At 71.5% G+C, this 24,532-nt stretch carries 21 protein-coding genes and 1 pseudogene; 18 read left to right on the top strand and 4 right to left on the bottom strand.

Annotation, left to right across the window (positions count from 1 at the left end):
• Positions 1–50: 50 nt before the first annotated feature.
• The 9 genes and pseudogenes from ACIQFU_RS09035 to ACIQFU_RS08995 form a co-directional block, all read left to right on the top strand.
• Complete coding sequence (locus tag ACIQFU_RS09035; protein WP_402550200.1) at positions 51–1,262, top strand: PP2C family protein-serine/threonine phosphatase; 1,212 nt, start codon at positions 51–53, stop codon at positions 1,260–1,262.
• A gap of 70 nt (positions 1,263–1,332) precedes the next feature.
• Entirely contained in the window at positions 1,333–2,874 is a 1,542-nt protein-coding gene (locus tag ACIQFU_RS09030) for a CHASE3 domain-containing protein (protein ID WP_402550530.1), read from the top strand.
• The gene (locus ACIQFU_RS09025; protein ID WP_402550199.1) at positions 2,871–3,317 is read left to right on the top strand and encodes a response regulator; all 447 of its coding nucleotides are present in this window, start codon (positions 2,871–2,873) and stop codon (positions 3,315–3,317) included. Before ACIQFU_RS09030 ends, ACIQFU_RS09025 begins: the two co-directional genes overlap by 4 nt.
• Before the next feature lie 393 nt (positions 3,318–3,710).
• Positions 3,711–4,400, top strand: a complete 690-nt coding sequence (locus ACIQFU_RS09020) for a restriction endonuclease (protein ID WP_402550198.1) — start codon at positions 3,711–3,713, stop codon at positions 4,398–4,400.
• A 238-nt stretch (positions 4,401–4,638) separates the two neighbouring features.
• Positions 4,639–6,447 carry an NHL domain-containing thioredoxin family protein gene (locus ACIQFU_RS09015; RefSeq protein WP_402550197.1) on the top strand — a complete coding sequence of 603 codons (1,809 nt, stop codon included), beginning with the start codon at positions 4,639–4,641 and terminating at the stop codon, positions 6,445–6,447.
• A gap of 190 nt (positions 6,448–6,637) precedes the next feature.
• On the top strand, positions 6,638–7,852 hold the full coding sequence (locus tag ACIQFU_RS09010) for an MFS transporter (RefSeq protein ID WP_402550196.1): 1,215 nt from the start codon (positions 6,638–6,640) through the stop codon (positions 7,850–7,852).
• A 255-nt stretch (positions 7,853–8,107) separates the two neighbouring features.
• Entirely contained in the window at positions 8,108–8,659 is a 552-nt protein-coding gene (locus tag ACIQFU_RS09005) for an EF-hand domain-containing protein (protein ID WP_402550195.1), read from the top strand.
• Between the two features lie 87 nt (positions 8,660–8,746).
• Positions 8,747–8,926, top strand: a complete 180-nt coding sequence (locus tag ACIQFU_RS09000; protein WP_402550194.1) for a hypothetical protein — start codon at positions 8,747–8,749, stop codon at positions 8,924–8,926.
• 222 nt (positions 8,927–9,148) lie between these two features.
• A pseudogene (locus tag ACIQFU_RS08995) lies at positions 9,149–9,919 on the top strand (M20/M25/M40 family metallo-hydrolase); the annotation flags it as partial.
• A gap of 194 nt (positions 9,920–10,113) precedes the next feature.
• Here ACIQFU_RS08995 and ACIQFU_RS08990 read toward each other — a convergent pair.
• From ACIQFU_RS08990 to ACIQFU_RS08980, 3 genes are all read right to left on the bottom strand, one after another.
• Positions 10,114–10,887: a hypothetical protein gene (locus ACIQFU_RS08990; RefSeq protein WP_402550193.1), complete on the bottom strand. Its 774-nt coding sequence runs from the start codon at positions 10,885–10,887 to the stop codon at positions 10,114–10,116.
• Between the two features lie 267 nt (positions 10,888–11,154).
• Positions 11,155–12,117: a phosphotransferase family protein gene (locus ACIQFU_RS08985; RefSeq protein ID WP_402550192.1), complete on the bottom strand. Its 963-nt coding sequence runs from the start codon at positions 12,115–12,117 to the stop codon at positions 11,155–11,157.
• A 22-nt stretch (positions 12,118–12,139) separates the two neighbouring features.
• Positions 12,140–12,406 (bottom strand): GlsB/YeaQ/YmgE family stress response membrane protein, encoded by a 267-nt coding sequence (locus tag ACIQFU_RS08980; protein ID WP_402550190.1) that lies wholly within the window; start codon positions 12,404–12,406, stop codon positions 12,140–12,142.
• A 444-nt stretch (positions 12,407–12,850) separates the two neighbouring features.
• Between ACIQFU_RS08980 and ACIQFU_RS08975 the strand changes: the two genes are divergently transcribed.
• The 9 genes from ACIQFU_RS08975 to ACIQFU_RS08935 all read left to right on the top strand — a co-directional run bounded on the left by ACIQFU_RS08975 (position 12,851) and on the right by ACIQFU_RS08935 (position 23,244).
• Entirely contained in the window at positions 12,851–14,215 is a 1,365-nt protein-coding gene (locus tag ACIQFU_RS08975; protein WP_402550188.1) for a bifunctional o-acetylhomoserine/o-acetylserine sulfhydrylase, read from the top strand.
• A complete protein-coding gene (locus tag ACIQFU_RS08970) occupies positions 14,212–15,357 on the top strand; it encodes a homoserine O-acetyltransferase (protein WP_402550529.1) in 1,146 nt (381 codons plus the stop codon). The genes ACIQFU_RS08975 and ACIQFU_RS08970 overlap by 4 nt, the downstream gene beginning before the upstream one ends.
• A 117-nt stretch (positions 15,358–15,474) precedes the next feature.
• Complete coding sequence (locus ACIQFU_RS08965) at positions 15,475–16,398, top strand: LLM class F420-dependent oxidoreductase (RefSeq protein WP_402550186.1); 924 nt, start codon at positions 15,475–15,477, stop codon at positions 16,396–16,398.
• A 67-nt stretch (positions 16,399–16,465) separates the two neighbouring features.
• Positions 16,466–17,305 (top strand): DUF1684 domain-containing protein, encoded by an 840-nt coding sequence (locus tag ACIQFU_RS08960; protein ID WP_402550184.1) that lies wholly within the window; start codon positions 16,466–16,468, stop codon positions 17,303–17,305.
• 253 nt (positions 17,306–17,558) lie between these two features.
• Positions 17,559–17,651 (top strand): Ms4533A family Cys-rich leader peptide, encoded by a 93-nt coding sequence (locus ACIQFU_RS08955; RefSeq protein ID WP_328822926.1) that lies wholly within the window; start codon positions 17,559–17,561, stop codon positions 17,649–17,651.
• 194 nt (positions 17,652–17,845) lie between these two features.
• Positions 17,846–19,582 (top strand): ABC transporter substrate-binding protein, encoded by a 1,737-nt coding sequence (locus ACIQFU_RS08950; protein WP_402550182.1) that lies wholly within the window; start codon positions 17,846–17,848, stop codon positions 19,580–19,582.
• 19 nt (positions 19,583–19,601) lie between these two features.
• A complete protein-coding gene (locus ACIQFU_RS08945; RefSeq protein WP_402550180.1) occupies positions 19,602–20,621 on the top strand; it encodes an ABC transporter permease in 1,020 nt (339 codons plus the stop codon).
• Entirely contained in the window at positions 20,618–21,625 is a 1,008-nt protein-coding gene (locus tag ACIQFU_RS08940; RefSeq protein WP_402550178.1) for an ABC transporter permease, read from the top strand. Before ACIQFU_RS08945 ends, ACIQFU_RS08940 begins: the two co-directional genes overlap by 4 nt.
• A complete protein-coding gene (locus ACIQFU_RS08935) occupies positions 21,622–23,244 on the top strand; it encodes a dipeptide ABC transporter ATP-binding protein (RefSeq protein ID WP_402550176.1) in 1,623 nt (540 codons plus the stop codon). The genes ACIQFU_RS08940 and ACIQFU_RS08935 overlap by 4 nt, the downstream gene beginning before the upstream one ends.
• Before the next feature lie 433 nt (positions 23,245–23,677).
• On the opposite strand, the gene ACIQFU_RS08930 is transcribed toward ACIQFU_RS08935, so the two are convergent.
• On the bottom strand, positions 23,678–24,430 hold the full coding sequence (locus tag ACIQFU_RS08930; RefSeq protein ID WP_402550174.1) for an MgtC/SapB family protein: 753 nt from the start codon (positions 24,428–24,430) through the stop codon (positions 23,678–23,680).
• Positions 24,431–24,532: the final 102 nt, after the last annotated feature.

Genomic DNA, 24,532 nt, shown 5'->3' with positions numbered 1-24,532 from the left:
TACAGCCACGGGCTACCGGTACGCCCTCATCGGCGGCGACCCCCGCCGCGGTGGCCTGGCAATGGAGGGAGCCGTCGGTCCTCCTGATCGAGGACGACCCCGGCGATGCCCTGCTGGTCGAGGAACTCGTGGCCGACAGCGCACTGAAGATGCGGCTGCGCTGGGCCCGGTCCATGGCCGAGGCGCGCGAGGTGCTGTCGAGCCAGGCGCCGGACTGTGTGCTCCTCGACCTGCATCTGCCCGACGCACGGGGCCTGGAAGCCGTGTCCATGGTGCACTCCCTCGCCGACCAGGTCGCCGTCGTCGTACTCACCGGCCTGGCCGAGGACGACACCGGTCTCGCCGCTGTGGCCGCCGGCGCACAGGACTACCTGGTCAAGGGCCGCGTTGAGCCGGAGCTGTTCGTCCGCGCCGTGCGGTACGCGATACAGCGCAAGGAGGCCGAGCAGGCCGCCGTGGCCCTGCAGGCCAGCCAGATGCAGGCCCAGGAGAACGCCAGGCTGGAGCGCGGGCTCCTGCCCCGGCCGCTGCTGCACCGTCCGGCGGCCGAGGTCGTCACCCGCTACCGGCCCGGACGCGCGCAGGCACTGCTGGGCGGCGACTTCTACGACATCGTGGAGAGTGCCGACGGCACCGTGCACGCCGTCATCGGTGACGTCTCCGGCCACGGCCCCGACGAGGCGGCCCTCGGGGTGGCCCTGCGCATAGCCTGGCGCACCCTGGTGCTCAGCGGTGTCACCGGAGCCGAACAACTGTCTCGGCTGGAGGAGATCCTCGTCGCCGAACGAGCCCGCGTCGAGGTGTTCGCCACACTCACGAGCCTCAGCATCGCACCGGAGGGACGCCGCGTGCGCATGCTGCGCGCCGGGCACCCGGGTCTGCTGCTGCGTACCGACGACGGGCAGGTGCGGTGGGTCGAGGTCGCCGGCGGGCCGGCCCTGGGAGTGGTGCCGGGTCTGGCGAACTGGCCGGTTCAGGAGCTGTCGCTGCCGGTGGGTGCGGCACTGGTGCTCTTCACCGACGGGCTCTTCGAGGGCTATGTCGGCCGTGGCAAGGAGCGGCTCGGAGAAGAGGGGCTGCTCCGACTCGCCCAGGAGGTGGCCGACCTGACCCCGGACGCCTTCGTCGACGGGCTGATCCACCGGGCCGAGACCCTGGCCGAGAGCCAGGGCGGTCTGGACGACGACGTGGCCGTGCTGCACCTGCGCTGGAACACGGGGCAGGCGAACGAGAACGAGGGCGGCGAAGAACGCAGTGAGTGACAGGACACACAAGCCGCGGGGGACCGGCCGCCTGACGGTGCCGGGCTGGTTCCAGCTGGTGCTGGGCCTGATGATCCTCCTCGTGGTGGCCGGCTCGATCGTCGGTGCCCGGGTGCAGGGACGGACCACGGAGGTCACCGACCAGCTGACCGACCGGGTCCAGCCGGCGCAGACCGAGGCCTACAGGCTGCAGGCCGCCCTGGTCAACCAGGAGACGGGAGTGCGCGGTTACGCCATCGCTGCGGACCGGCAGTTCCTCGCGCCGTACGAACAGGGCCGCAAGGAGGAGGACCGGGCGGCCGCCCGGCTCGGTGAGCTGATCGGTGACCAGCCCACGTTGCTCGCGGATTTGGAGACGGTCCGGCAGCAGGCGGAGAACTGGCGGCGCACCTACGCGCGCCCTCTCGTGGAGGGCGTGACGCCCGGCGAGCCCCGAACCGTGGACGAGACCGCGGTCGCGCGGGGCAAAAAGGCCTTCGACCGGATGCGCTCGGCCTGGACCAAGCAGAACGGCGACCTCGCGAACGTCGTCAGGGACGGCAAGGAAGAGCTGGAGGACGTCCGAACGCTCCGCAACCTCACCTTCGGCGCCCTGGTGACGGTGTTCCTGCTGGCCGGCGTGGCGCTGACGATCGTGGTGCGCCTGCTGGTGGCCCGCCCCCTGCAAGCCCTGCGTGAGGCCTCGCGCAGAGTGGCGCAGGGCGAGTTCGGGTACACCATTCCGGCCGAGGGACCGGCGGACGTCACGGCCGTGGCGGGTGACGTCGAGCACATGCGGCAGCGGATCGTGGCCGAGCTGGACGCTTCCCGACGGCAGCAGGACGCCCTGACCCGGCAGGCCGCCGACCTGGACGCCCAGGCCGTCGAGCTGCGTCGTTCCAACGCGGAACTGGAACAGTTCGCCTACGTCGCCTCCCACGACCTGCAGGAGCCCCTGCGCAAGGTCGCCTCCTTCTGCCAGCTCCTGGAGAAGCGGTACGGTGACAAACTCGACGACCGGGGCCGCCAGTACATCGACTTCGCCGTCGACGGTGCCAAGCGCATGCAGGTCCTCATCAACGACCTGCTCACCTTCTCCCGGGTCGGGCGCCTGAACGACGCCCGCGTGGACGTCGACCTCGGCCAGGCGCTGTCCAAGGCCCTCACCAACCTGGACACCGTCATCACCGAGTCCGGGGCGCAGGTCGAACGGCCCGAGCGGCTTCCCACGGTCCTCGGCGACCCGACCCTGCTGGTCATGCTCTGGCAGAACCTGGTCGGCAACGCCGTCAAGTTCCGCCACCCCGACCGGCCCCCGCAGATCCGCATCACCTGCGAAGACGACCCGGACCACCCGGGGACCCGGCGGCTGTACGTCACCGACAACGGCATCGGTATCCCGGCGGAGTTCGCCGAAAAGGTCTTCGTCATCTTCCAGCGGCTGCACAGCCGTGACTCGTACGGGGGTACGGGCATCGGCCTGGCCCTGTGCAAGAAGATCGTCGAACACCACGGGGGAGGGATCCGGATCGACACCGCCCATACGGACGGCACGCGTCTCTGCTTCACTCTGTCCGCCGAGAACGACGCGGACGGCACCGAACCCCGTACCGAGGAAAAGGCCCTGGCATGACGACCCACGCGACACCGATCGACGTCCTGCTCGTCGAGGACGACCCGGGCGACGAGCTCATGACCCGTGAGGCGTTCGAGGACAACAAGATCGGCAACACGCTGCACGTGGTCAGGGACGGCGAGGAGGCACTCGACTTCCTCTACCGCCGCGCCGACCACGCCGCCGCGCCACGCCCGGACCTCATCCTCCTCGACCTCAACCTGCCCAAGTACGACGGGCGGCAGGTCCTCGAAAAGATCAAGTCCGACCCCGACCTGAGCGACATCCCCGTGGTCGTCCTCACCACCTCGGCGGCCGAGGAGGACATTCTGCGCAGCTACAAGCTGCACGCGAACGCCTACGTCACCAAGCCGGTCGACCTGGACCAGTTCATCGCGGCGGTCCGCCAGATCGACGACTTCTTCGTCCAGGTGGTGCGCCTCCCCCGGCGCGGTCACTGACCGCAGCGCGCAGTTGATCTCCGAGTGGCCGCGCCCGCGCGGCAGTTGCGTCGCCTTCTCGAAATCACGGGCGTCGACACACTGCTCAAGGTGCGCTCGACAGTGCAGGAAGCCGCCGGCTGCTAGGACCCGCCCGTCCTTGAGGGCGTCGAGCGTCGGCCACCGACGGTCACTTCGAGGCGTGCAGGTGCTCGTACGTGCTATCCGGCCAGAACCGACGGTTTCGTGCCATTCGTCGGCAACTCCTCTCCCACATCACCATGACGCCACTACACAGGGATGCCGGCGGCGGCGTCGCCGAGGCAGACCGACGAGCAGCCCGCAGCCTCCGTACGCGCACGGGGTGGACGACGCCCGTCGGTGCACACAGCGGATCAGGGGAGCGGGGGAGTGATGGCGGCACGTCGAGGGCGCCTGCGCTTGAAGAAGCGGACGCGCAGGCAACTGCGCGGCCTGGGGGTCGTGGCGGTGCCGGCCGCGGGAGTGTGGACCGCCGGGAACTGGTCGACGGTGTGGCCCGTGCTCGTGGTCGCGATCGCGGTGGCCATGTCGGGCGGGGCAGGCTGGGCGGTGCTGCGGGCGCACTGGCGCGCGGTCCGTCAGGACCGCGCGTGGCGGGAGCAGGAGGAGGCCCGGGCGCGTGAGTTGTCCATGGCAGAGGTCGATGCCTTGTCGTGGCAGGAATTCGAGACGTACATCGCGCAGCTGTGCCGACGGGACGGCTGCACGGATGTCGTCGTCAGTGGCAAGAGCGGTGACCTGGGTGCGGATGTCGTCGGCCACCTGGCCGACGGCCGCAAGCTGGTCGTCCAGTGCAAGAAGTACGCGCCGCACCGGAGCGTGTCCTCGCAGGACATGCAGAAGTTCGTCGGCACCGCCCGTCTCGAGCACGGCGCGGACGTCGCCCTGTTCGTCACCACCTGCCGCACGTTCACCAAGGCCGCGCAGGGCCTGGCGCTGCGCCAGGACATCGTCGCTCTGCACCGGGACCTGCTGGGCTCGTGGGTCAAGGGCGCTCATCTGGAGACACTGATCCCGCTGAACGGCAGCGGCGACGGCACCAGGCGGCGATCCTCAGCCTGACCACGGCACGTCCGACGGGGACGACGGGCCCGCGGCAGAAGCGGATCAAGTCGTCCAGTTGGCGCCGGAGCTCCGTGCCCACCTCCAGCGGCACGGGCAAGGACTTGGCCACCGACGCCGACACCGGAAGAGGCCGGAAGGGGCGGGGAGAGCTCCAGACAGTAGGGGATCGCCGGGCCGAACTGCCGGTGCCCGCGCGCGGTCGGGTTCACGGCGTGCGGTGTGGTTGGCTTGAAGCATGGCGAAGCGCGCACGGGTCCGAGCCCCCGAGCTGGTGGGCAGGGGCGGCTGGATCCGCACCGGTGGCCGGGAACCATCTCTTGCCGCGCTGCGCGGACGCATCGTGATCGTCGATTTCTGGACCTCCTGCTGCATCAACTGCCTGCACGTCCTGGACGAGCTGAGGGAACTGGGAAGGGCGCACCGCGAAACCGTGGTGATCGTCGGCGTGCATTCCCCGAAGTTCGCGCACGAGACCGATCACCGGGCCGTCGTGGACGCCGTCGAGCGCTACGACGTCGAACACCCCGTGCTGGACGACCCGGAGCTGGTCACCTGGAAGCAGTACGCGGTGCGCGCGTGGCCCACCCTCGCCGTGATCGACCCCGAGGGCTACGTCGTCGCCCAGTACTCCGGTGAGGGACACGCGGACGCCATCGGGCGGCTGGTCGAGGAACTGGAGGCCGAGCACGCGGCCAAGGGCACCCTGCGGCGCGGCGACGCCCCGTACGCGGCGCCCGGACCGGAGCCGACGAGCCTGCGCTTTCCCGGCAAGGCCCTGCTGCTGCCCTCAGGTGCCTTCCTGGTCAGCGACTCCACCCGGCATCAGCTGGTGGAACTGGCACAGGACGGTGAGAGTGTCGTGCGGCGGATCGGGAGCGGAGAGCGGGGCTTCGCCGACGGTCCCGCCGAGGGCGCCTCCTTCAGCGAACCGCAGGGCCTCACTCTGCTCGGCGACGGTTCCGTGGCCGTAGCCGACACGGTCAACCACGCCCTGCGCCGCTACGATCCCGGCACCGGCGAGGTCACCACCCTCGCCGGCACCGGCCGGCAGTGGACGCGGGGCGGGCCCACCTCCGGGCCCGCCCGTGAGGTCGGCCTCTCCTCGCCCTGGGACGTCGCCCTGTGGAACGGCCGGGTGTGGATCGCCATGGCCGGCGTGCACCAGCTGTGGGCCTACGACCCGCGGGACGAGAGCGTCGCCGTCACCGCGGGCACGACCGACGAGGGACTCGTCGACGGCCCCGGCCCGCAGGCCTGGTTCGCACAGCCCTCAGGGCTGGCGGCGACCGGGGACCGGCTCTGGGTCGCCGACTCCGAGACCTCCGCCCTGAGATGGGTGGACCTCGAAGGCACGGTCCGCACGGCGGTCGGCACCGGACTGTTCGACTTCGGGCACCGCGACGGCCCGGCCGCGCAGGCACTGCTGCAACACCCGCTGGGCGTGACGGCCCTGCCCGACGGTTCGGTGGCCGTCGCCGACACCTACAACCACGCCCTGCGCCGCTACGACCCGGCGACCGGCGAGGTCAGCACGGTCGCCACCGATCTGCGCGAGCCCAGCGATGCCGTGGTCGCCGGCGAGGACCTCCTGGTCGTCGAGTCCGCCCGGCACCGGCTGACCCGGCTGCGGCTGCCGGAGGAGGTCGTACGCGCGGCGACCGGCCCCCACCGCACGCGGCGAGACGTGACCGAGGTGGCGCCCGGCACCCTGCGCCTGGAAGTCGTCTTCCGGGCACCCGCCGGGCAGACCCCGGACACGCGATACGGACCCTCGACCCGGCTCTCGGTCTCCGCCACCCCACCCGAACTGCTGCGCGGCCAAGAGAACGCGGACACCGGCCCGTTCCGCCTGCTCGAAACGGACCCGGCGGTGCCGGAGGGCGTGCTGCACGTCTCCGCCACGGCCGTGTCCTGCGACGACGACTCGGAGACCCCGTACCCGGCCTGCCACCTCCATCAGCGGGACTGGCACCTTCCGATCCGCCTCGCCGACGGGGCGACGGACCGCCTGTCGCTCGTCCTGGCCGACCCGGACGACACCTGACCCCGACGGCTCCGGCCGTACGGGTCGACCGGCGGGTCGACCGGCGGGACGCGACGAGGGCGACACCCACCGCAGTGCCCGCAAGGCGACCTGCCGTGTGATCATGACCTGTCCCATTGCCGCCCGGCCCGGGGTGACCCCAGCGCTTCCGTGCCCCGACAGCCCCGCAGATCAAGGACGATCGAGAGCCATGTCTGAACGAGCGACGGAACCCGTCCTGCGGTCCCCGGGCATACCCCACCTGCTGACGGTGGGGGCCTTCTGCTTCGCGGGACTGGCCCTGCTGCTCCCCGTCTCACCGGCATGGGCCGTCGCCGGCGGCGCCGACGAGTTCGGTGCGGGACTCGTCACGGCGGTCCTGATGGCCGCCACCGTCCTGGCCCAGTTGTGTGTCAGGACGACGCTGCGCACGATCGGCTGGCCCCGCACCCTCGCCCTCGGCGCGCTTCTGCTCGGCCTGCCCGCCCTCCTGCAGAGCCTCAGCGACCATTTGCTGCCCATCCTGCTCACTACGGCCCTGCGCGGAGCGGGCTTCGGCATCGTCACCGTCTGCGGCGCCACCGCCGCGGCCGCCCTGGCCCCGCGCGGTCGCCAAGGGGCGGCCATCGGCCTCTACGGCCTCGCCGTCGCGCTGCCCCAGGTCGTCCTGACTCCGGCGGCACCCTGGCTGATGGGGACGTTCGCCCTCCCCGTGATCGTCGCCTGTGGTGTTCTCCCCGTCCTCGCGCTGCCCTGGACCCGCGCCCTCGGCCGCGCGGTCGAAGCCCGCACGGACGCTCCGCCCGCCCAGGACGGCCGTACCGGGCACCCCGACCCCGCAACCACGGTGCTCCGGCGCATCCTCCTCCCGCTCACCGTCCTGCTCCTGGTCACGGCCGCCGGCGGAGCGGTGCTCACCTTCGCCCCGCAGTTCACGAGCACCCCCACGCTCGCCGCCACGGGTCTGCTCGCCCTCACCGCCACCGCCGCCCTGGCCCGCTGGGGCTGTGGAGACCTGGCCGACAGGATCGCCCTGCGGCCGATCACCGCGCTCCTCGTCTCGACCGCGTGTGCGGGACTGGCACTGATCGCCCTGGCCGTCCGCGCGGACGGCGGGACCGTCCTGGCCCTGATCGCCGGGCTGCTCCTGCTGGGGGTCGCGTACGGGGGGCTCCAGAGCCTCACGCTGGTGCAGGCCTTCGACCTCGCGGGCACGGAGAACCGGCACGTGACATCCGTCGCGTGGAACATCGGCTACGACGCCGGCACCGGGCTCGGGTCCCTCGCGCTGGGCCTGGCGGCGCAGGCGGCCACCTTCTCCGCCGGCTTCACCGTCATGTCCGCGGTGATGGCGGCCGCGGTCCTCGCCGTCGTGCTCACCCGCACCCCGCCCTCCGGCCCGTCAGACCGACGTCAAAGGCCCTGACACACCCGAGCGCCGGTTCGCTGGTGTTCGCGCCAGGGGCGGCGGTTCTGGCACCGGCTGAGGCCGTCGCGCGGGGCGTCGAGGCGGCTGGGAGGTTCGACGCCCCGCTGGAGGGCTCGGAACCTCAAACAGGCGCTTGGCGCGTTGGCACGGCGCCGGGTGGCGTTGCGGCGGCGCCGCGCGCTCTTTCACGCTGTTGGGTGGGCCACGTGGGCGGACAGCATCCTCTCAGTACCGCACATGGAGGGGACTGCGATGGCCAGTGAGTTTCAGCGGACCAAGCTGCAGGACATGTTCAACGCCTTCGACGTGAACGGCGACGGCTGTCTGGAAGAGGAGGACTTCGCGGCCCTCGCGACACGGTGGGGCCGTCTGCCGCGGGTGAGAGCGGACGCGGAGCTGGCTGCGCGGGTCGAGGACGTGCTGCTGGGATGGTGGCAGCACCTCTCGGCCGCTGTCGACTCGGACCACGACGGACGGATCGACCTGAACGACCTCCTCGCCATGGTCGACCGGTTGCCCTCCATGCGGGGCGCCGTCGCCGCCACCGCCGACACGGTCTTCGACGCGGTGGACGCGAATGGCGACGGCCGCATCTCCCGGGGCGAGCACCAGCAGCTGGTCGACGTGTGGCACGGGCGAGGGGTCACGACCGGGGACGCGTTCGACCGGCTCGACCAGGATGCCGACGGCCACCTCAGCCGGTCCGAATTCGCCTCGCTGTGGACCCAGTTCTGGATCAGCGACGATCCTGCCGAACCGGGCAACCACATGTGCGGGCCCCTGGCGGGTCATTCCCTCCCCTGAGGGACGGAGAGCAGACCCCGGTGAGGCCGCTCGCGTCATCCTGCCTCACGCGGTCGAGCCCCGTGACCGTCTCCGGGGCCGCTTTCCTTGCCAGGTGTCGGGGGAGGGGAGGACCTCGGCGTCCGCGGCCTGCTCCGCGGTGAGGGGGACGACCCGCTGCACGAAGACGTCCGGCAGACGCACCTCGTCGAGGTCGAGGTCGAGGGCGGCCTGGGCGCCGCCGCCGTCGCCGCAGCCGCCGCCCGGCTGGGGCAGCCGCTCGACTGACGGCGGACCGGGCGGGCCTGGTGAAGGAATCCGTCATGCCGGGGCCGCCCGCGCCGTGGCGCACCCCCGCGCCACGTGCACACGATGCCCGGCCGGCCGTTCCGCTGGTGGGCGCCGGCGCTGCCGAGGAGGCCGGAAGGCGCTCGAAGAACCGCAGGCCACAAGCGGGGGAGCGCACCGTGAACTCTTCTGGCGGCGGAGGTGGGAAAATCCTTCACGCCGGCCCTGCGCGCACTCGACGAGCTCGGCCTGCCCCGGCCGGCCGTCGCCCTCGTGCTCAACGGCGACGAGGAGACCGGAAGCCTCGCGTCCCACGAGGCCCTCGTGGAAGCGGGCCGCGACTGCCGGCTCGCCATGGTCTTCGAAGGCGCCGCCGACGGCGCCATCAAGACCGCCCGCAAGGGGGTCGGCCTGTTCACCCTCACCGTCACCGGCACCGAGGCCCACGCGGGACTCGACCCCACCGCAGGAGCCAGCGCGGTGGACGAACTCGCCCGCCAGATCCTGCGTCTGACGGAGCTCCGCGACCACGCGGCCGGAACCTCTCTCAACGTCGGAGTGGTCGAAGGAGGGACACGCAGCAACGTCACGGCCGGCCGCGCCCACGCCCGCCTGGACGTACGCGTGGCCACCGCCGGCGAGCAGCAGCGCGTCGCACAGGCCCTCGACGGCCTGCGCCCCGTCGACGCCCGCACGCGCCTGGAGGTCAGGGGGGACTGGAACCGTCCCGTCTTCGAACGCGGCCAACACGTCGCGGAACTCGCGGATCTGGCCAAGACCTGCGCCCGCCGCCTCGGCCACGACCTCGCCGAGGCGTCGGTCGGCGGAGCGAGCGACGGCAACTTCCTCGTGGCAGCCGGCGTACCGGTGCTGGACGGCATCGGGGCGGTCGGGCACGGCGCCCACGCCCGTTCGGAGAGTACATCCGTGTCCGGAATGGTCACCCGGGCCGCCCTGGCCGCCACCATCCTCACGACACTCGCCGAGAAGTGACCCCCGCCTCGTGGCAGGAACGGCTGCGCCCGCAGGTCGAGCGGTGGCGCGCAGGGGCCGGGCACGGTGACGGCCGACGCTCCCGCCCGTTGCCGACCGGCGCCGCAGATGCCCCGGGCAGCCTGCGACGGCTCGCCGCGGGGGATCATCCCGGGCGCGGTCCGCGCACGCAGAGGATGCTCCCGCTGTTCCGGCTACGGACAGGACTCGCCGAACTTGACGGCCGTGAACTCGACCGGCCGCCCGTCCCATGCCGCTCCGGCCGCCGGGTTCTGCGTGCACACCTGCCAGTTCGACTCCATCAGCACCATCCGATCGTCGGCCGACGCATCGTCGACCGTGATCGACGTGCCGGAGTCGAGCGCACCACGCGCCGCCTTCACGGACTTGCCCTTGAAGTCCGGCATCTTCCCGTCCGCAGCCTCCGGCGCCTTCTCGTCCTTCGCCGGACACGTCTCCTCGAGCTTCGCCGCGCCGAAGTCGAGGCCGGTGTCCGTCGAAGCGGAGGTGCCGGCCTTGACGTTCTGGCTGCACACCTTCCAGTTCCGGTCGAAGGCCTGCATGCGGTCCCGGCCCAGCGCGTCGTGCGAGTCCAGGCTGTAGAAGCCGAGCTCCTGTGCCTTGTCCTGCGCCGACTGCAGGCCCATCCCGACGAAGTTCGGCAGCGTCGCCTTCTCGTCGTCCTTGCCCGCCGTCGGCCCCTCGTCCTTCGCCGGCTTCGCGTCGTCCTTGACCGGGTTGGCCTCGGCGGTCTCGGTGACCGTGACGGTGGGCTGCGGCTTCGCGGTGCTGTTCGTGTTCTCCTGGCCGCCGTTGCCCGCGGCACCGATGCCGACACCGGCGAAGAAGACCAGGCACGCGGCAGGGACGGCTACACGCTTCCGCGCCCACCCCGGCTTCCCGCCCGGCTGCCCGGCCGGTTGGCCGATGGGCGACGGCTGGGCAGGCGGCGGCTGGTTGTACGACATGGATCCCCCAAAGTTGAACGCTGGAATACCGTAGGCCACATGTGAGGGAATTGTGTACGAGAAGTCTGTCGCTGTGACACTCTCATTGCACACCGTCATCACTTGGGATGAGTCGCACGCGATACTCGCTCAACCGCTCGGCCACCATGGTCGCCGATGAGAAGCGACCCCAGAGCCCGCCTTTCGCGGAACCTGTCGTTTCCGCGCCCTTCATCCGACCGAGTCATGGGGCTGACCGAACACCACATCAACCGCAGCCGCCTTGACTCAGCGCGGTGCGTCCATCAGCGCGGTCACATAGGCGTCCAGCCGCTCCTCCACAGCTCGCGTCGTCAGCTCCGTCCTCCCTGCGTCTCGCCATGTCTGTGCCACCACCCGCACCTCTTCTGAGGATGCCAGCGCGTCCCGGACCAGCCAGTACAGTCGCTCGTCCGCGTCCGGGGCCAGCACCCCGCCGGCCTCCTCGTAGGCCGCGGGGAACCGCAGACCCCACGCCGGGCCGTGCAGCAGCGCGAGATTGACGGAGCAGTGCGCCACATCGAGATCCGCCGGGCCCCAGGAGGCGGCTGCCCAGTCGACGACCCCCGTGATCCGCGCATCTGCCGGACCTGAAGGCGGCACGTCGAACAGCACGTTGCCCGGCTGGAAGTCCCGGTGCAGGAACCGCCCTTCACGGGGCGGCGGGGGTCTGCGGATGACGTCGGTGGCGGCGGCCCACGTCGCCGCGTCGGCGCCCTTGGGAACGACGACGGTGTCGGCGGTCGTCAACGCCACGTAGTTCCGGGGACGCTCGGCGGGCCGCACCTCGTGGATCGCCACAAGTCGACGGGTCAGCAGAGGGACGCGCGCCTCCACTCCCTCGTCGTCGAGGACCGTCCGGCCCGGCAGATGCGTCATCAGGAGCGAGGGGTACTCGCAGTAGGCAGCGGTCTGATCGACCGCCTTCAATCGGGGGGCCGGCACGCCGGTACCCGGGAGCAGGGTCAGGGCGCCTGCCTCCCTGTTCAGCGAGTCCTCGGCGTGCCGCAGGTAAAAGGGGTCGACGAAGCTCCGCAGCACCAGGCTACGGGTGCCACCACCGGGCGTACCGATGGTCAGCCTCCGCACGTCGGCCGTGATGCCGCCCCGCAGCGCCTCGGCACCTACGATCCGCTCGCCGGCCTCCAGATGCCGGCGCACCCAGGCCAGTGTCGACGGTCGGACAGCCGCCTCCTCGTCGTGATGGGTCACGCTGCCCCCTTCGGGATGCCCGTCAGCGGCGCGAGTTGCCGAACAGCAGGCGGTAGCCGATGAGCAGGACCAGGGCACCGACGACGGCGGAGCCCCAGGTTGCGGCGTCGAAGAAATCCTTTTGTACCGGGCGGTCGAGGAACTGGGCCGACAGCCAGCCGCCGAGGAACGCGCCCGCGATACCGATCACGGTCGTTCCGATGCAGCCGCCGGGGTCCCGTCCGGGCAGGATCAGCTTGGCGATCCCTCCAGCCAGAAGTCCCAGAATCAGCCAGGCGATGACGCTCATCTGTCCGGCGCTCCTTTCCGTGTTCATGCTCATGAGGACTGGGTCCCGGACAGCCTATCTTCTACAGCTGTGTAGAGGTCATGGACGGGTGGGGCGGTCGGCCGGGGCGGCATCGGAGCCCCTTCATGACGTCTGCATTGCGGACGTGTGGCGGACAGACGCAGCGGCGCCCATGCGGCGGTGCGATGCCTTCCGCATGTGATTACCTGGGATCATGACCGTGCTCGTGACCCGCCGCCACGTCGACTACGTGCGTGTCACCACCACGGGCTGTACTGCCCGGCGCTGACGCCGACGCCCGGAGCCGACGCCCCGCTCGCGTATCAGCCCCCACCGTTCCCCTCTCCACCACACCGCGCCGCCTTGATCACCGGCCTCGTTCGAGGACCGCCGTCGCGCGCGGTGTGCTTTCCGCACCCGTTTCCCGTGCAAGGGAGCAGCACCATGAGCCAGCAGCCGATCGACTCCGTCACCGCCGGTCACACGCCCGACGAGGAGCCGTCCGCGCCCGACACCTCGGCCTGGTCCTTCGAGACCAAGCAGATCCACGCCGGCGCAGTGCCGGACCCGACGACCGGTGCCCGGGCGACGCCGATCTACCAGACCTCGTCGTTCGTGTTCCGGGACACACGGCACGCCGCCGACCTGTTCTCGCTCGCCGAGCCGGGCAACATCTACACCCGCATCCACAACCCCACCCAGGACGTCTTCGAACAGCGCGTCGCCGCGCTGGAAGGCGGCGTCGCCGCGGTGGCCCTGGCCTCCGGCCAGGCGGCGGAAACCCTGGCGATCCTCACGCTGGCCGGTGCCGGTGACCACGTCGTATCCAGCGCCTCGCTGTACGGGGGCACCTACAACCTCTTCCGGCACACGCTCCCCAGGTTCGGTATCGAGGTGTCCTTCGTCGACGATCCGGACGACGCCGAGGCCTGGCGTGCGGCGATCCGACCCGGCACCAAGGCGCTGTTCGCCGAGACGCTGGGCAACCCGCGCGGAAACGTGCTCGACGTGCGGGCCGTGGCGGACGTCGCACACGAGGCCGGTGTCCCGCTGATCGTGGACAACACGGTGCCCACGCCCTATCTGCTGCGGCCCATCGAGCACGGCGCCGACATCGTCGTCCACTCGGCCACCAAGTTCCTCGGCGGACACGGCACCACCATCGGGGGCGTCGTTGTCGACGGCGGCACCTTCGACTTCGGCGCCCACACCGAACGCTTCCCCGACTTCACCGAGCCCGACCCCAGCTACCACGGCCTGCGGTACTGGCCCGCGCTCGGTCCCGGTGCCTTCGCCGTCAAGCTTCGGGTCCAGTTGCTGCGCGACCTCGGCCCGGCCATCTCCCCGCACTCCGCGTTCCTGCTCCTCCAGGGCGTGGAGACACTGAGCCTGCGTATCGAGCGGCACTCCGCGAACGCCCAGGCCCTGGCCGAATGGCTGGAACAGCGCGACGAGGTCGCGGCCGTCCACTACCCGGGGCGGCCGTCCAACCAGTGGTACGAAGCCGGGCAGCGGTATCTGCCCCGGGGCGCAGGCGCCGTCCTGTCCTTCGGACTGCGTGCCGGAGCCGAGGCCGGCAAGCGGTTCGTCGACGCGGTCGAACTCTTCAGCCACCTCGCGAACATCGGAGACGTCCGCAGCCTCATCATCCACCCGGCATCCACCACCCACAGCCAGCTGGACCAGGAGCAGTTGGAGGCCGCCGGCGCCTCGCCCGGCCTGGTGCGGCTGTCGGTGGGCCTGGAGAATCTCGCCGACCTCAAGGCCGACCTGGAGGCCGGGTTCCGGGCCGCGAAGGGCGCGTCCTGAGCACCGTACGGACGCCTCCCCGGGTCCCTCTTCCGCCGGCCTCCGGGGCCTGGCGGGAGGGGGACCCGCCGGGGCGCCGCCAATGGTTCGGGCGTGAGACGCCGTTTCGCCTGGAGGCGGGCGGTGAACTGCCCGGACTGCGGATCGCGTTCGAGACCTGGGGGCAGCCGGCACCGGACCGATCCAACGCGGTACTGGTCCTGCACGCCCTCACCGGGGACAGTCACGTGGCCGGGCCCGCGAGCGCAGGTCATCCGACGCCCGGATGGTGGGACGGGCTCGTGGGGCCGGGTCGAGCACTCGACACCGACCGGTGGTTCGTCGTGGCCCCCAACGTCCTCGGCGGCTGCCAGGGCAGCACCGGACCGTCCTCGCCGCGCCCCGGCGGGCGGCCCTGGGGCGGCGACTTCCCGTTCCTGACGCAACGTGACCAGGTCGCCGCCGAGGCCGAGTTGGCCAATGCGTTGGGCATCGAACGCTGGGCTCTGGTGGTGGGTGGCTCGATGGGCGGGATGAGGGCGCTGGAATGGGCCGTGACCCACCCCGAACGGACAGGGGCGCTCCTGCTGCTCGCCACGACGGCAGCCGCGAGTGCCGAGCAGATCGCCTGGGCCGGCATCCAACTGCATGCCATCCGCTCCGACCCGCACTGGCACGGAGGTCACTATCACGGCACCGGCAGGGGACCGCACGCGGGACTCGGCCTGGCCCGGCGGCTCGCCCACGTCACCTACCGCGCCGAGCCCGAACTCCAGGCCCGCTTCGGCCGCTCGGCACAGGACCGGGAAGATCCGTGGGCCGGCGGCAGATACCAGGTCGGGTCCTACCTCGACCATCACGCCGCCAAGTTGGTACGCCGCTTCGACGCGGGCAGCTACGTCGCGCTGTGCGAGGCCATGAACAGTCACGACATCGGCCGCGGCCGCGGCGGCGTGCGAGCCGCACTGAGGCGGGTGACCGGCCAGACCCTGGTGGCCGGCGTCGACTCCGACCGGCTCTACCCGCCCCCGCAGCAGGCGGAGCTGGCGGCGGGCATCCCCACGGCCGACGTCCCGCGGGTCATCGAGTCGGCCTGCGGCCACGACGGCTTCCTCGTCGAGGTGGAACAGGTCGCCGCGCTCGTGGCGGAGCTGCTGCCCTGAGCACTCATGTCCTCGGCCACGCACGGCCGGCACCCGGGCCGTCCCGTTCACACGACTGACAAGAAGCTGTCACGCAGGACAGGAATGGGGCATCGGACTCCGGAGGTTTTCACCGACATGACAGTCGGAGTAGCGCTCAACGCGAGCGACGCGCGGAACCAGGTCGACGCCACCGTGGAATTGGCCCGTGAGGCCGCGGCCGCGGGGCTGCGCTCCGCCTGGTTCGGCCAGACCTTCGGCGCGGACTCGCCCCAACTCGCCGCAGTCGTCGGGCGCGAGGTGCCCGGACTCCAGGTGGGCACCTCCGCGATCCCCGTCTTCGGACGGCATCCCCTGCTCGTCTCCAGTCAGGCCCAGACCGCGCAGGCGGCCACGCACGGCCGCTACCACCTCGGACTGGCGCTGGGCACCAAGCTGCTCACCGAGGGCGGCTTCGGCCTGCCCTTCGAACGGCCCATCGCCCGGCTGCGCGAGTTCCTCACCGCACTGCGGCAGTTGACGCAGAACGGCGCCGCCGACTTCCGGGGCGAACTGCTCACGGCCGTCACGCCGGTCCCCGCCCGGGTGCCCGGCGCCGAAGCGGGTGTCCCCCTGCTGGTCGCCGCGATGGGAGCGCAGTCCCTGCGAGTCAGCGGTGAACTGGCGGACGGAATCCTGCCCTACCTGGCGGGCCCGCGCGCACTGGAGACGCACATCGTCCCGGCCCTCACCGCGGCGGCGGAAGCCGCCGGCCGCCCCGCACCGAGGATCGTCGCCCTGGTGCACGGCGTCGTCACGGACGACGTGGAAGCGGTGCGGCAGAAGGCGACCGAACAACTCGCGTTCTACGAACAGATCCCGTCCTACGCGCGTGTCGTCGAACTGTCCGGGGGACACCGGGCATCCGACGTGGCGGTGATCGGCGACGAGAAGACGGTCGCGGCCGAAGTGCGGCGCTACCGGGACGCCGGGGCGACGGAGGTGGTCTTCGCCGGCACGGAGATCGCGGGAGAGACCGACCGACGACGCACCTGGGCGCTCCTCGGTGAACTGGCCGGGTGAGACCCCACCTCCGCACGGAGGCCGCACGCTGCCGCGAGGCACGACCCCGCCGGACGAAGGAGCACGTATGAGCACACCACAGGTCACCACGACGGACCTCCGGGCCTTCACCGAGGAGTGGCTGGCCTGGTACCGCGGGCACGAGGAACGGCTCGCCGCACCGCACGGATTCATGTCGATCACCGGCCTGCACTGGCTCGACGACCGGCCCCGGCGCCTTCCGGACGCCCCGGGTGCGTGGTCCACCGACACCGACGGGATCACCGTGACCCTGGACGAGGGCGAGGAAGTCGTCGTCGAGGGCACCACCGTCCGGGGCGAGCACCGGTTCGGTGTGCTCCCCGAGCGCGGTGGCGTCGACGTGGCGTGGGGCGACTCCGTGATCGAGGTGGCCAGGCGCGGCGGACACGACATCGTGCGCCCCCGGCGTCCGGACGCCCCGCTGCGCGCCGCCTTCGTCGGCACGCCCGCCTACGCACCACATCCACGCTGGGTCGTCACGGGGCGCTACGCCGCTTTCGACGAACCGCGGCCGACCGCGGTGGGGGCCGCGGCCGAAGGTCTGGAGCACGTGTTCGACGCCCCCGGCCGGATCGACTTCGAACTGGCGGGGCAGGCCCTTTCCCTCACCGCCTTCCCCGGGCAGGCCCCGGACGGACTGACGGTGCTCTTCACGGACGCGACCTCCGGAGTCACCACCTACGCCGCCAGTCGCACCCTGAGCGTGGCCCCGCCGGCCGCCGACGGCTCCGTGGTCCTGGACTTCAACCGTGCGGTGAACCTGCCGTGCGCCTACACCGACCTGGCCACCTGCCCGCTGCCGCCGCCGGAGAACCACCTGACGGTGGCGATCGAGGCGGGCCTGATGATTCCCCGGGAACGCGGCGGGGCAGCGGCGGCGTCCTAGAACCTGCCGCACGTGACGCCCGGAGACGTCGTCGGCCCGGGCGTCACCGGACAGTCATTGCCGCAGTCTGCGCCGGTCGTGAGCGGATTCGGGGGTGCGCAGGAGTTCCTGCCTTGCATCGGGCGGGCACGGTGTACGGCCATGCCCCACTCGGACGGCAAGTCCCGTGCGGCACAAGGGTGATGAGGCCGCCCCGAGGTCTGTGCCCGTCTGCCGCTTTGACATCTCTCGCAAGTTCGTTCATATTCCTCTCATGTCGTCCGACCACGCCACCGCACGCGCCGCCATCGAGCTGGCGCTGATCGGCGTGACCCCGCTCTGCGTGGCCGACATTCTCTGTCGCTGACGTCCGCCTTCGGCGCGTACGTCGCGTTCCTCGACCTTCACGACCCTCCTCCGAGCACCCTTCGCCGTGCCTCGGGGCAGTCGATGTCCGGTGGCCGCCGTGCCCGCGCCGGGGTGATCCCCCTCGCCAGCCGTCCCCCGTGTCACCCAGCCGTCTCGAGACCCGAGCCGGCCCATCCGAGAGGTCGTCCTCCCATGCACCACCCGTCCCGCAGAACGCGCCGAGTCACCGCCGCGTTGACCGTCGGCCTGATCGTGACGGCCGGTGCGGCCGCCTGCGGACCCGACGACAACGATGCCAAGTCCGGCGGCGCCGACGCCGAGCCCCACAAGGGCGGCACCCTGACGGTGCTGAACTCCGGCCCGCAGCAGGACTTCGACCCGGCCCGCCTCTACACCTCGGGCGGCGGCAACGTCCCGTCCCTCGTCTTCCGCACCCTGACGACCCGCAACCGGGAGGACGGCGCCAAGGGCACCGAGGTCGTCCCCGACCTCGCCACCGACACCGGCCGCCCGAACAAGGACGCCACCGTGTGGACGTACACACTCAAGGAGGGGCTGAAGTACGAGGACGGCACGAAGATCACGTCCGCCGACGTCAAGTACGGCATCGAGCGGTCCTTCGCCGCCGAGCTGTCGGGCGGCGCACCCTACCTGCGGGACTGGCTGGTCGGCGGCGCCGACTACCAGGGCCCCTACAAGGACAAGGACAAGGGCAAGGACAAGGGGCTCGACTCGATCGAGACGCCGGACGAGCGCACCATCGTCTTCCACCTGAACAAGCCCGAGGGCGAGTTCCCCTACCTGGCCACCCAGACCCAGTTCACGCCGGTGCCCAAGTCCGCCGACAAGGGCACCAAGTACGAGGAGCACCCCGTCTCCTCCGGGCCGTACAAGGTCGTCGAGAACCAGAACGACGGCGAGCGGCTGATCCTGGAGCGCAACGAGCACTGGTCGGCGGAGACCGACGAGGAGCGCAAGGCCTACCCGGACCGCATCGACGTGCGCTCCGGACTCGACTCCTCGGTCATCAACCAGCGGCTGTCCGCCTCCCAGGGCCCCGACGCCGCCGCCGTCACCACCGACACCAACCTGGGCCCCGCCGAACTCGCCAAGGTCACCGGCGACAAGGAGCTGGCGAGCCGAGTGGGCACCGGCCACTTCGGCTACACCGACTACATCGCCTTCAACCCGAAGGTGAAGCCCTTCGACAACCCCAAGGTGCGGCAGGCGATCTCGTACGCGGTGGACCGCACGTCCGTGGTCAACGCGGCCGGCGGTTCCTCCCTCGCGGAGCCCGCGACCACCTACCTGCCGAACCAGAAGTCCTTCGGCTACACGGCGTACGACCACTTCCCGGCCGGTAAGTCCGGCAACGCGGCGAAGGCCAGGGAGCTGCTGAAGCAGGCGGGCTACGCGAACGGGCTGACCGTCACCCTCACCCACTCCAACGCCAAGGACTTCGAGACCAGCCCGGAGATCGCCACCGCCCTCCAGGACGCCCTGAAGAAGGCCGGTGTCACGGTGAAGCTGGAGGGCCTGGAGGACAACGACTACAAGGACACCATCCACGACGTGAAGACCGAGCCCGGATTCTTCCTGGCGCACTGGGGCGCCGACTGGCCCTCCGGCGGCCCGTTCCTGGCACCGATCTTCGACGGCCGGCAGATCGTGAAGGACGGCGCCAACTTCAACACCGGCTTCCTGAACGACACGTCCGTCAACGACGAGATCGACGCCATCAACAAGCTCACCGACCTCGACGAGGCGGCCAAGCGCTGGGGCGCCCTCGACAAGCGGATCGGCGAGCGGGCACTGACGGTCCCGCTGTTCCACCCCGTCTACAAGCGGCTGTACGGCAAGGACGTCAAGAACGTCGTGATCAGCGACTGGACCGGGGTGCTGGACGTGTCCCAGGTCGCGGTCAAGTAGGACCGGGTGAAGCAAGTCCATGAGTGAGGCCCGCGTGGCCTCCGAGGGCGCGAGGGCGAGCACCGCCACGGTGCTCGCCCCCGCCTCGGGGGCCCGACAGTTCTGGCGGCGGCTGCGCGTGCAGCGGGCCGCCCTCGTCGCGGCGTTCGCCGTCGCACTGCTCGTCCTGATCGCGCTCGCCGCGCCGTTGCTCACCGCCGTCGAGGGGCAGAACCCGACGACGTACCACCCCGGCCTCGTCGACTCGGCGCGCGGCGGTGTGCCCGTCGGCACGTTCGGCGGCATGGGCGCCGACCACTGGCTGGGCGTCGAACCCCAGACGGGGCGCGACCTGTTCGCCCGCCTCGTGTACGGCGCCCGCGTCTCGCTCGGGGTGGCGCTGGCGGCAACGGTGGTGGAGGTCGCCCTCGGACTGGTCATGGGGATCGCGGCCGGGCTCGGCAACCGCTGGGTCGACCAGGCGCTGAGCCGGTTCACCGACGTGGTGGTGGCACTGCCGCTGATGGTGATGTCCCTCGCGCTGCTCGCGATCGTGCCGAGTGGCTTTCCGCGACCGGTACTGGTCGCGAGCGTGATCGGGCTGCTCGGCTGGGGAGCCGTCGCCAAGATCGTGCGGGCCCAGACGCTGACGCTCAAGCAGCTCGACCACGTGGCGGCGGCCCGGCTCAGCGGCTGGGGCTCCTGGCGGATCGCACGCCGCGAGCTGCTGCCCGCACTGGCCGCGCCGGTCATCACGTACGCCGCGCTGCTCTTCCCGGTGAACATCAGCGCCGAGGCCGCCCTCAGCTTCCTCGGCGCGGGGGTGAAGCCGCCCACGCCGTCCTGGGGGCAGATGCTCACCTCGGCGAACGTCTGGTACCAGGCGGCGCCGCAGTACCTGCTGCTGCCCGCCGGGCTGCTGTTCGTCACCGTGCTCGCGCTGACCGTCCTCGGCGACGGGGTGCGCAGGGCTCTCGACCCACGCGCGGCCTCCCGGCTGTCCGTGGGCACCGGCCGGAAGTCCGTGAGCACCGGCCGCAAGAAGGAGGTGCGGGCATGAACGCCCTGCACGGCTTCGCCGGCTTCTTCCTGCGCCGCACGCTCGGCGCGGTGATCACCCTGCTCGCCATCTCGGTGATCGTGTACGTCGTCTTCTACGCCGCTCCCGGCGACGTCGCGCAGATCACCTGCGGGCCGCGCTGCTCACCCGCGCAGGTCCACCAGGTGGCGGAGCAACTGCGCCTGGACGATCCCCTGTACGTCCGCTACCTGCACTTCCTCCAAGGCGTCTTCGCCGGACACGACTACTCCACCGGCACCTCCGCGGAGCACTGCTCCGCACCGTGCCTCGGGCTGTCGTACCAGAGCGACCAGGAGGTCACGCAGCTCATCCTGGCCAAGCTGCCCGTCACCGGCTCCCTCGCGCTCGGCGCCATGGTGCTGTGGCTGCTGCTCGGCGTCGGCACCGGAGTCCTCGCCGCGTGGCGCCGCGGCCGGCTCGACGAGCGCGTCCTGACGGGCATCACACTGGCCGGCTGGGCCACGCCGGTGTTCGTCATCGGACTGCTGCTGATGATCCTGATCTGCGGGCAGTTGCAACTGCTGCCGTTCCCGCAGTACGTACCGTTCACCGAGGACCCGGAGCAGTGGGCCTGGAATCTGCTGCTGCCCTGGCTGTCGCTGGCCCTGATCGAAGCCGCCAAATACGCGCGCCTGACCAGGTCGGCCATGCTGGAGACGCTGGCCGAGGACCATGTGCGCACCTTCCGTGCCTACGGTGTCGGGGAGCGCGCCATCGTCGGACGGCACGCGCTCCGCGGTGCCGTCGGACCGCTGATCGCGCTGAACGCCAACGACCTGGGCACCCTCTTCGGCGGGGCGGTGCTCACCGAGTCACTGTTCGGGCTGCCCGGGATCGGCCGCGAGCTGGTGCACGCCGTGAACGTCGTCGACCTGCCGGTCGTCGTCGGCATGGTCCTGCTGACCGGCTTCTTCGTAGTGCTCGCCAACGCCGTCGCGGACGTGCTGTACGCGGTGGCCGACCGAAGGACGGTGCTGTCGTGAGTACGGCCGAGAGTCTGGTCGAGGTCACCGACCTGTCGGTCGGGTTCGGCCCCGTTCGCGCGGTGGACGCGCTGTCCTTCCGGCTGGAAAGGGGAGCGGCGCTCGGCCTGGTCGGCGAGTCCGGCTCCGGCAAGTCCACCGTGGCATCGGCCCTGTTGGGACTCCACCGGGGCACGGGCGCCGTCGTGGACGGCACGGTCCGGGTGGCCGGCGTCGACGTGGGCGCGGCCCCCGAGGCGGAGCTGCGGCGGCTGCGCGGCGGCACGGCGGCGATGGTCTTCCAGGACCCGCTGTCGTCCCTGGACCCCTACTACGCCGTCGGCGACCAGATAGCCGAGGTGTACCGGGTACACCACAAGGCGTCGCGGCGGGCGGCACGGGCGCGCGCCGTCCAGGTACTGGACCGGGTGGGCATCCCCGGGGCGGCACGGCGTTCGCGCTCGCGCCCGCACGAGTTCAGCGGCGGCATGCGCCAGCGCGCCCTGATCGCGATGGCCCTGGCCTGCGAACCGGAGCTGCTCATCGCGGACGAGCCCACCACCGCGCTCGACGTGACCGTGCAGGCCCAGATCCTCGACCTGCTGCACACGCTGCGCGAGGAGACGGGCATGGCGCTGCTGCTCGTGACGCACGACGTGGGCGTCGCCGCGGAGAGCGTCGACGAGGTCCTGGTCATGCGGAACGGGGCCGCGGTCGAGCACGGCCCCGTGAGCTCCGTCCTGGGGTCCCCGGCCCAGGCGTACACGCGACGGCTGCTCAAGTCGGTGCCCCGGGTGGACGTGCCACGCCCCAGGCACCCGGCCCACGCCGAGAAGGAGCCGGCGGCCGGGGCGGTGGTGCTGGAGGCGGTCGGACTGCGCCGGGTCTTCGGACGCGGCGCGAGGGCGTTCGCCGCGGTCGACGACGTCTCGCTGGAGGTGCGGCGCGGGGAGGCACTGGGCATCGTCGGCGAGAGCGGCAGCGGCAAGACCACACTCGGCCGGATGCTGGTGGGGCTCCTCGATCCCTCCGCCGGGCAGATCCGCCGCGAGGGCGTGGCCGTGAACGGTGTGCGTCCGGACGTCCAGATGGTGTTCCAGGACCCGGTCTCCTCCCTCAACCCACGGCGCAGCGTGGGTGAGTCGGTGGCCGACCCGCTGCGCGCCCGGGGCGAACGGGACCCGGCGGTGCGCTCCCGGGTCGCGGAGCTGCTGGAGCGGGTCGGCCTAGAACCCGCCCACTACGACCGCTACCCGCACGAGTTCAGCGGAGGCCAGCGGCAACGCATCGGCATCGCGCGTGCGCTGGCGGCCGGCCCGAGCGTCCTGGTCTGCGACGAGCCCGTTTCCGCGCTCGACGTGACCACGCAGGCCCAGGTCGTCGGGCTGCTGGACGAGCTGAGGCGCGAACTGGGCCTCGCCCTGGTGTTCATCGCCCACGACCTGGCCGTCGTGCGCCAGGTCAGCGACCGGCTGGCGGTGATGAGGAGAGGCCGGGTGGTGGAGCACGGGCCGGCGAACGAGGTCTACGAGTCACCACGGGAGGCGTACACTCGGCAGCTCCTCGCCGCCGTACCCGCTCTCGATCCGGACCTCGCAGCCCTGCGCCGTGCGGAGCGCCGGGCGCTGACCGCGACCTGACGACGTGACGCCGCCCGCCGGCCTACCGGCGCGCGGCGCCGGGCCGAGACCGGAGTCGTCAGGACCCGAGGTGGTCACCGTGCATGATCCGGTCGCGGACTCGGGGCGGCGTCAGGCCGGTGTCGGCCAGTAGTCCCGAGAACGCGGCGGCCGCGTGACGGCGAAGTACCCGGCACGGGACTCGCTCACGGCCGTCAGGCAGGATCTGGTCGCCGCGCAGGTCGCCGGTGTCGGGGACTGAGACCGGGCCGGCATGGCGGTGCGCCGGAGACCCATCGGCGAAGGCACAGGAACCCGTCCCGCCCCTCGGCGCGACGCTGCTGGGCGTCGTCGGTACGTCGCTGCCGACGCCGACTTGATCCCCATGCCCGTCCACTTGCGCGGAACAGGAACGCCCGTGCCGTCGTCGCGCAGTTCACCGGAGCCGGCCGTTTCAGTCGGTGCCTTCGGCTTCGGGGCCCCACAGCCCGACGACTCCGTCGAGTTCGGACAGTTCCGCCAGCAGGCGGTACACGTCGCCGGTGCCCTCGATGGACAGGTGCACCTCGGTGCTGCCGGTGCCGAGCGCGGCTTCCCCACCGCCGTCCCGCGGCCCGCGGTCGACCCGAACGTTGAGCACGCGGAAGCCCTGTGCCGTGCAGCGTTCCAAGGCGTGGGGGAGGACCCCGTGTCCGGGTGAGTAGGACAGGTGCAGTTCGGTCTCCTCAGGGGTGGAAATGGCCGGGATGCGGCGGACGAGCACGGGGTAGCCGCGCACGATGAGGAGGTAGGCCCCGGTCACAGCCAGGGCCAGCGCCCACAGCCCACCACCGCACGCCATCCCGACGGCCGCCGTCAGCCAGACCGTCGCGGCCGTGGTCAGCCCGCGCACGATGTCCCGCCGTACGAAGATCAGCCCGCCTCCGATGAAGCCGATGCCCGAGACGATCTGCGCCGCCACCCGGGACGGGTCCAGGACGACGTGCGACAGACCGAGCACGTTGTCGAAGCCGTGCTGGGAGACCTCCATGAACAGTGCCGCCCCGAGCCCCACCAGAGCGTGGGTGCGCAGGCCGGCACTCTTCTGCTGGACTTCCCGCTCCAGGCCGATCACCGTGGACAGGACCAGGGCCAGGCCGAGCTCGGTGAGCTGCCTCAGGCCCTGGCCGGCGCCCGGGTTCCACAGCAGCGACGCACTCAAATGCACGATCCCCTCCAATGAAGGTCGGTTCGACGGGCTGACGGGCCCGGCCTGGCGAAAGCCACGCTCGTGCCAGCCTGGCACGGCTGCCCGAGGGGGAGGCAGCGC

The sequence above is a fragment of the Streptomyces sp. NPDC093065 genome (genome assembly GCF_044754585.1).
Lineage (GTDB): Bacteria > Actinomycetota > Actinomycetes > Streptomycetales > Streptomycetaceae > Streptomyces.
The sequence above is the reverse complement of the archived record's forward strand: the minus strand, read 5'-3'. Positions and strand labels throughout refer to the sequence as shown.